This window comes from Streptomyces sp. SID5910 (genome assembly GCF_009862125.1).
GTDB lineage: Bacteria > Actinomycetota > Actinomycetes > Streptomycetales > Streptomycetaceae > Streptomyces.
The window spans coordinates 1-6,794 of sequence record NZ_WWHX01000289.1; the positions used below are offsets into that span (position 1 = coordinate 1).

General features: G+C 74.3%; 7 protein-coding genes and 1 pseudogene. 3 read left to right on the plus strand and 5 right to left on the minus strand.

Translation table 11 applies throughout. The features are described 5' to 3' along the window. The 4 genes and pseudogenes from GTW67_RS10030 to GTW67_RS10045 all read right to left on the minus strand — a co-directional run. Nucleotides 1-286, minus strand: a pseudogene (locus GTW67_RS10030) (hypothetical protein); the annotation flags it as partial. 141 nt (nucleotides 287-427) lie between these two features. Beyond that, nucleotides 428-1,303 (minus strand): trehalose-phosphatase, encoded by an 876-nt coding sequence (otsB, locus tag GTW67_RS10035; RefSeq protein ID WP_161164449.1) that lies wholly within the window; start codon nucleotides 1,301-1,303, stop codon nucleotides 428-430. A gap of 35 nt (nucleotides 1,304-1,338) precedes the next feature. After that, the gene (locus tag GTW67_RS10040) at nucleotides 1,339-1,563 is read right to left on the minus strand and encodes a DUF3263 domain-containing protein (protein ID WP_161164450.1); all 225 of its coding nucleotides are present in this window, start codon (nucleotides 1,561-1,563) and stop codon (nucleotides 1,339-1,341) included. A gap of 35 nt (nucleotides 1,564-1,598) precedes the next feature. Then, nucleotides 1,599-2,864 (minus strand): extracellular solute-binding protein, encoded by a 1,266-nt coding sequence (locus GTW67_RS10045; RefSeq protein ID WP_161164451.1) that lies wholly within the window; start codon nucleotides 2,862-2,864, stop codon nucleotides 1,599-1,601. A 156-nt stretch (nucleotides 2,865-3,020) separates the two neighbouring features. Here GTW67_RS10045 and GTW67_RS10050 point away from each other — a divergent pair, with 156 nt between their 5' ends. From GTW67_RS10050 to GTW67_RS10060, 3 genes are all read left to right on the plus strand, one after another. After that, nucleotides 3,021-3,938, plus strand: a complete 918-nt coding sequence (locus GTW67_RS10050) for an ROK family protein (RefSeq protein WP_202437051.1) — start codon at nucleotides 3,021-3,023, stop codon at nucleotides 3,936-3,938. Beyond that, complete coding sequence (nagA, locus tag GTW67_RS10055; protein ID WP_161164453.1) at nucleotides 3,938-5,083, plus strand: N-acetylglucosamine-6-phosphate deacetylase; 1,146 nt, start codon at nucleotides 3,938-3,940, stop codon at nucleotides 5,081-5,083. The genes GTW67_RS10050 and nagA overlap by 1 nt, the downstream gene beginning before the upstream one ends. A 130-nt stretch (nucleotides 5,084-5,213) precedes the next feature. Next, nucleotides 5,214-6,149, plus strand: a complete 936-nt coding sequence (locus GTW67_RS10060; protein ID WP_161164454.1) for a hexose kinase — start codon at nucleotides 5,214-5,216, stop codon at nucleotides 6,147-6,149. Here the strand turns inward: GTW67_RS10060 and GTW67_RS10065 are convergent. Next, on the minus strand, nucleotides 6,146-6,794 hold a 649-nt coding region (locus tag GTW67_RS10065), incomplete at its 5' end, for a carbohydrate-binding protein (RefSeq protein ID WP_161164455.1). The two genes, GTW67_RS10060 and GTW67_RS10065, sit on opposite strands and share 4 nt — an antisense overlap.

Sequence of the window (6,794 nt, forward strand, 5' to 3'; positions counted from 1 at the left end):
TCGAGTTGATCTCGGCGTTGGACCGGGGGTCACCCGCGTAGTCCTGCTGGTCGGTGCACTTCCTGCCGTCCTGCGCGGGGGTGCCGGACGGGGCCGCGCCGGACTGTCCGGTGGGGGCGTCCGGCTTCTCGGCGGTGGGCGACTGCGCGACGCCCGCCGTGACCGTGGCAGTGGCCGTGGAGGGCGCGGCTCCGTCGGTGGTGCCGCCGTTGTCGCAGGCGGTGAGTGCCAGGCCGGCGGCCATGACGGCGAGGGCGAGCACCGGGAACTTGCGGCGAGCGGGCATGACGTTGTCCTCCACGGGTCTGGGCCTCATCGAGCAGGCGCTGTACGTCTGGGAGGAGGGCCCGGACGCCGGGGCGGGTTGTCCCGGCGCCGGCGTCCGGACACGGCTGTGACAAGCGGCGGGTATCGCGGTGACGTTGTCTCAGGCCAGGCGGCGGGCGAGGGCGCGCAGGAGCGCCACCACCCCGGCCGGGCCGTCCACCTCGACGTCCGCGCGCTTCCTCAGCTCCGTCACCTCGTCGCTGCCGCTGCACACCAGGAGCCCCGGGACGCCCTCGGAGCGGAGCCGGTCCACCGCGGCGAAGGCGGGGAGGTCGCCGAGGTCGTCCCCGGCGAACAGGACCGCCCCGGCCCCCGTCTCCTCCACGTACTCCCGCAGGGCGCCGCCCTTGTCCACGCCGGGCGGCCGCAGCTCCAGCACCAGGCGCCCCGGTTCCACGACGAGCCCGTGCCGCACCGCCAGCTCGGCCAGCGGTGCGCGCAGGGCCTCGAAGGCGGCCCCCGGATCGGCGGCCCGCCGGGTGTGCACGGCGACCGCCCGGCCCTTCTCCTCGATCCACGTGCCCTGCCCGGCTCCGGAGGCGTCCAGGACGCCCGGCAGCTCGGCCCGCACGGCGGCCACCCCGGGGTGGGGCGGCGGGGCGGTGACGGTCCCCGTCGCGGCGTCCCAGCGCTCGGCGCCGTAGTGGCCGAGGACGACGAGGCGGTCCAGACCGGGGACGTCCGCGAAGCCTCCGTGGTGGACGGCGACCTCGGCCGGGCGGCCGGTGATCACCGCGACGGAGGCGACCCGCGGGGCGAGGGCCGCGAGCGCGGGCACCGCGTCCGGGTGTGCGCGGGCCCGGTCGGGGTCCGGCACGATCGGGGCGAGCGTGCCGTCGAAGTCGAGCGCGATCACCGCGCGGCCGGGGCGGGCGAGGAGGGCGTCGAGCCCCTCGCGGCCGGCCTCGGTCGCGGGCGTCGGCAGGTGGTCCGCACGGACCTGGGAGTCGGGGTTGGAGTCCTGGTGGCTGCCCATACGGCGAACCTATCCCGCGGGCGCGGGAACCAACCTCAGCGCTCGCCGCGCCGCGACTGACGCACCCGGCGCAGCCGGTTGACCGTCACCGGGTCGTGGGCCAGGGCGCGCGGGTCGTCCAGGAGGGCGTTGAGGAGCTGGTAGTAGCGGACGGGGGCCAGGCCCAGCTCCTCGCGGATCGCGCGTTCCTTCGCGCCGGGGCCCGGAAAGCCGCGGCGCTCCAGCGCGAGGATGCCGCGCTCCCTTGCTCCGAGGTCCATGTACGGCACCGTAACGCCCGCCGCCGACAGCGGCGCTACTCGGCGCTGCCCGCCCGCATCGCCGTGGTCTGGATCTGGCCGAGGACCTCGGCGGGGCTGCCGCCGGCGACGACCGTCTGACCGATGCGCTTCTTGACGTCGGCGCTGACCGAGGCCCAGGAGGTCTTGCCGACCGGGTAGAGCTCGGAGAGCAGCAGCTCGTCCAGGAAGGGCCTCAGGTCCTTGTCCTCGGCCGCCGTGCTCATCGCCTCGGACGCGGAGGTGGTGACCGGCAGCAGGTCGTACTCGCGGGAGAAGTCGAGGACGTTCTCGTCGCTGTAGACGAAGTCGAGGAAGTCGCCGATCTGCTCCTGGTGGCCGTTCTGCTTGAAGGCCGTCATCCAGTCGGTGACGCCGAGCGTGTTCCTGCTCTCGCCCTCGGCGCCGGGCGTGGGCACCATGCCGTACTTCACGCCCTTGGCGGAGGCCATCTTCATCAGCGAGGGGTGGCCGTTGAGCATGCCGACCTCGCCGTCGGCGAAGGCGGTGAAGGCGTCGGCCCGGTTCAGCTTGCCGGGGGCGACCGGGCCGGTGAGGCCCTTGCCGACCAGCTCGTCCTTGAGCCAGGTGAAGGTGGTGACGTTCTGCGGCGAGTCGACGGAGTAGGTGCCGACGTCGTCGGTGTAGCCGCCACCGCCGCTGAGCATCCACTGCATCGTCTCGGCCTGCGCCTCCTCGGCGCCCAGCGGCAGCGCGTACGGGTACTTCACGCCCTCCGCCTTGAGCGCCTCCGCGGCCTCGGCGAGGCCGTCCCAGGTCTTGGGCGGGGTGACGCCGGCCTTGGCGAACAGGGTCTTGTTGTAGAAGAGCACGCGGGTGGAGGCGGCGAACGGCAGGCCGTACTGGACGCCGTGGACCTGGCCGGCCGTGGCCAGCTGGGAGACGAAGTCGGCCTGGACCGGGATGGAGAGCACGTCGTCGGCCCGGTAGAGCAGGTCCTTGGCGGCGTAGTCGGAGTAGGCGCCGATCTGGGCCATGTCGGGGGCCTGGCCGGCGTCGACCATCTCGCGGACCTTGCGGTCGACGTCGTTCCAGGAGTAGACGGTGACGTCCACGTGCACGTCGGGGTGCTTGGCCTCGAAGGACTTGGCCAGCTCGTCCCAGTACTCCTGGGAGCCGTTGGCCTTGCTGTCGCCGTAGTCCGCGGCGACCAGCTTCAGGGTCACCTCGTCGGAGCCGCCGGTGATCCCGCAGCCGCCGAGGACGGCCGTCAGCCCCAGGGCGGACACCGCCGCGATCGTTCCAGTCCTGCGTCGCTGCACCGTTCCTGCCCCGCCCCTGCCGTGTGTTCATCGGTTCGCTCGTCCGCTTACCGGACTAAGGTCTACACCACGTGAGTGGACTAGACCTCTCCCGGGTGTACGGGCCACACTGTCCCCGTGAGACATGTCATCGCCCTCGATGTGGGCGGCACCGGGATGAAGGCCGCCCTCGCGGGTCCGGGAGGCGAGCTGCTGCACCAGGCCCGCCGCCCCACCGGACGCGACCGCGGGCCGGACGCCGTCGTCGCGGGCATCCTGGACTTCGCCGCCGAACTGCGCGCCCTGGGCGCCGACCGGTTCGGCCAGGACGCCGTCGCCGCCGGCGTCGCCGTGCCCGGCATCATCGACGAGGAGCACGGCACCGCCGTGTACGCCGCCAACCTCGGCTGGCGCGACGTCCCCCTGCGGGCGCTGCTCAGCGAACGGCTCGGCGGCATCCCGGTCGCCCTCGGCCACGACGTGCGCACCGGCGGGCTCGCCGAGGGCCGCATCGGGGCCGGGCACGGCGCCGACCGGTTCCTGTTCGTGCCGCTGGGCACCGGCATCGCGGGCGCCATCGGCATCGACGGCCGGGTGGAATCGGGCGCCCACGGCTTCGCGGGCGAGATCGGCCACGTCGTCGTGCGGCCCGGCGGCATCCCCTGCCCGTGCGGGCAGCGCGGCTGCCTGGAGCGGTTCGCGTCCGCGTCGGCCGTCAGCCAGGCGTGGGCCGAGGCCTGCGGCGACCCGGAGGCGGACGCCGCCGACTGCGCCAAGGCCGTCGAGTCGGGCGACGCCCGCGCCGTCCGCGTGTGGCAGGACGCCGTGGACGCGCTCGCCGACGGGCTGGTCACCGCGCTCACCCTGCTGGACCCGCGCGTCCTGATCATCGGTGGCGGCCTCGCGGAGGCCGGGGAAACCTTGTTCACACCGCTGCGGGACGCCGTCCGGCGGCGCGTCACCTTCCAGAAGCTGCCGGAGCTCGTGCCCGCGGCCCTGGGGGACACCGCCGGCTGCCTCGGTGCCGGGCTGATGGCCTGGGACCTGCTCGACACCACTGACCCGACCGCGACTCCCCCGGAGGTAACCACCTGATGGCCCCAAGCAAGGTTCTCGCCGGTGCCCGGGTGGTACTGCCCACCGGCACCGTGGACGACGGCCGCGTGATCGTCGACGGCACGCGGATCGCCGACACGGCGCCCCCGGACGCGGAGACCCTCGACCTCGCCGGCCACTGGGTGGTCCCCGGCTTCGTCGACCTCCACAACCACGGCGGCGGCGGCGCCTCCTTCGCCGGCGGCAGCGCCGAGGACATCCTCAAGGGCGTCCGCACCCACCTCCTGCACGGCACCACCACGGTGGTCGCCTCCGCCGTCACCGGCGACCTGGACTTCCTCGCCCGGCACGCCGGGATGCTCGCCGAGCTGGCCCAGCAGGGCGACATCGCCGGCATCCACTTCGAGGGGCCGTTCATCTCCCCGTGCCGCAAGGGCGCGCACGACGAGGAACTGCTGCGCGACCCCGACCCGGCCGAGGTCCGCAAGCTGGTCGACGCGGCGCACGGCCACGCGAAGATGATGACGCTGGCCACCGAACTGCCGGGCGGCCTGGACTCCGTACGGCTGCTCACCGAGCACGGCGTGATCGCGGCCGTCGGGCACACCGACGCGACCTACGAGCAGACGCTCCAGGCCATCGACGCGGGCGCGACCGTCGCCACGCACCTCTTCAACGCCATGCCGCCGCTCGGCCACCGCGCGCCCGGCCCGATCGCGGCGCTGCTGGAGGACGAGCGGATCACCGTCGAGCTGATCAACGACGGCACCCATCTGCACCCGGCCGCGCTCCAGCTCGCCTTCCACCACGCGGGCGCCGCCCGGGTCGCCTTCATCACCGACGCGATGGACGCGGCGGGCTTCGGCGACGGCCGCTACATGCTCGGCCCGATGGAGGTCGAGGTCGCCGACGGCGTGGCCCGGCTGGTGGAGGGCGGCTCGATCGCCGGCTCCACGCTGACCCTGGACCGCGCCTTCAAGCGGGCGGTGACGATCGACAGGCTGCCCGTCGAGGACGTCGTCGCCGCGATCTCCGCCAACCCGGCCCGGCTGCTCGGCCTCGCGGACCGCGTCGGCTCGCTGGAGCCCGGCAAGGACGCCGACCTGGTGGTCCTCGACGCCGACTTCGACCTGGTGGGTGTGATGCGCCGGGGCGAATGGGTGGTCGATCCGCAACTGGGCTGATCCGTCCCCGGGTCCACCCCCCGGTCCGTCCGGGGGCTGGGCCGACGGCCGTCCGTTTGGCATGATCGTGACTCCGGAAACGTTGTCGGAACACATGGCGGACACAGACCATCGGGGGAGGTCGGCACGGGTGCTACTCACGGTCACGCTGAACACCGCCCTCGACATCACGTACCGCGTCCGGGCCCTGCGGCCGCACGCCTCCCACCGGGTCACCGACGTGACGGAACGCCCGGGCGGCAAGGGCCTGAACGTGGCCCGGGTGCTCGCGGCCCTCGGCCACGAGGTGACGGTGACCGGCTTCGCGGGCGGCGTCACCGGACACGTCGTGCGCGAGGGTCTGGCCGGTGTGCACGGGGTGACCGACGCGCTCGTGCCGGTCACCGGGGCGACCCGGCGCACCATCGCCGTCGTGGACGAGCGCAGCGGCGACACCACCCAGCTCAACGAGCCGGGCCCGGCCGTCGCCCCCGCCGAGTGGAACGCCTTCCAGGAGGCCTACGCCGATCTGCTCGCCGGCGCCTCGGCGGTCGCCCTGTGCGGCAGCCTGCCGCCGGGCGTGCCGGTGGGCGCCTACGCCGGGCTGGTGCGCACCGCGCGCGCGGCGGGCGTGCCGGTGCTGCTGGACACCAGCGGGGAGCCGCTGCGCCGGGGCGTGGCCGCACGCCCGGACCTGATCAAGCCGAACGCCGACGAGCTGGCCGAGCTGACCGGCTCGCACGAACCGCTGCGGGCCGCGCAGGCCGCCCGGCGGCGCGGCGCCGGAGCCGTGGTGGCCTCCCTGGGCGCGGAGGGCCTGCTCGCGGTGACCCCCGAGGGCCGCTGGCGGGCGGCACCGCCCGCCCACGTCCGCGGCAACCCGACCGGCGCGGGCGACTCCGCGGTCGCGGGCCTGCTGTCGGGCCTGGTCGAGCACCTGCCCTGGCCGGCCCGCCTGACCCGCGCGGTCGCCCTGTCCGCGGCGACGGTGCTGTCCCCGGTGGCGGGCGAGTTCGACCGCCCGGCGTACGAGGACCTGCTCGGCCGAGGCGTCGCGGTGACGGCGGAGGCGGGCGCGGCCCGCTAGTCCTTGACGTTGCCCTTCTTCAGGGAGAACTGGTCCAGCAGGACGTTGCACTTGTCGCCGTCGGCGCAGGACAGCGAGATCGTGTTGGTGCCCTTGTTCAGCGTGGGCCAGGCGAAGGTCTTGGTCCAGCCCTTGGCGAAGTCGCCGTCCGCGGCGTGCGCGAAGTTGCTCAGGTTCATCTTGCTGCCGAACGGCTTGCCGTTGACCGTGAGCGTCATCGACTGGTCCTCGCCGGCCGCGCTGTAGCGGGCGAAGAGGGTGTAGGCGCCGTCCTCGGGGATGCCGTCGACGGTCCAGGTGACCGAGGCGCCGGGCTGGTTGAGGCCGGTCACATAGGCGCCGCCGTCCGACTCGGCGCCCTCGACGTCCGAGGCGGTCGCCACGCCGGGCGACAGCTGGAGCTGACCCGACTGGGCCGACGGCAGCTTCACCTCGTCGTCGGCGCTGTTGCTCGCCGACGGGGTCGGGTCCGTGCTCTCGGACTGGGTGGGGGCCGTGTTGCCGCCGGCCTCGTCGCCGCTCTTGTCGTCGTCCGCGCCGCTGCTGGTCATCGCCACGGCGATGCCGATGACGACCGCGGCGACCACCGCGACCGCGCCGATGAGCAGGCCCTTGGTGTTGGGGCCGCGGCGTCCGCCGCCACCA

Bases quoted from the DNA above. Each gene is read 5' to 3' on its own strand.
- GTW67_RS10040 (WP_161164450.1), bottom strand. From the start codon at position 1,563: ATGGACCTCGGAGCAAGGGAGCGCGGCATCCTCGCGCTGGAGCGCCGC.
- GTW67_RS10050 (WP_202437051.1), top strand. From the start codon at position 3,021: ATGAAGGCCGCCCTCGCGGGTCCGGGAGGCGAGCTGCTGCACCAGGCC.
- nagA (WP_161164453.1), top strand. From the start codon at position 3,938: ATGGCCCCAAGCAAGGTTCTCGCCGGTGCCCGGGTGGTACTGCCCACC.
- otsB (WP_161164449.1), bottom strand. From the start codon at position 1,303: ATGGGCAGCCACCAGGACTCCAACCCCGACTCCCAGGTCCGTGCGGAC.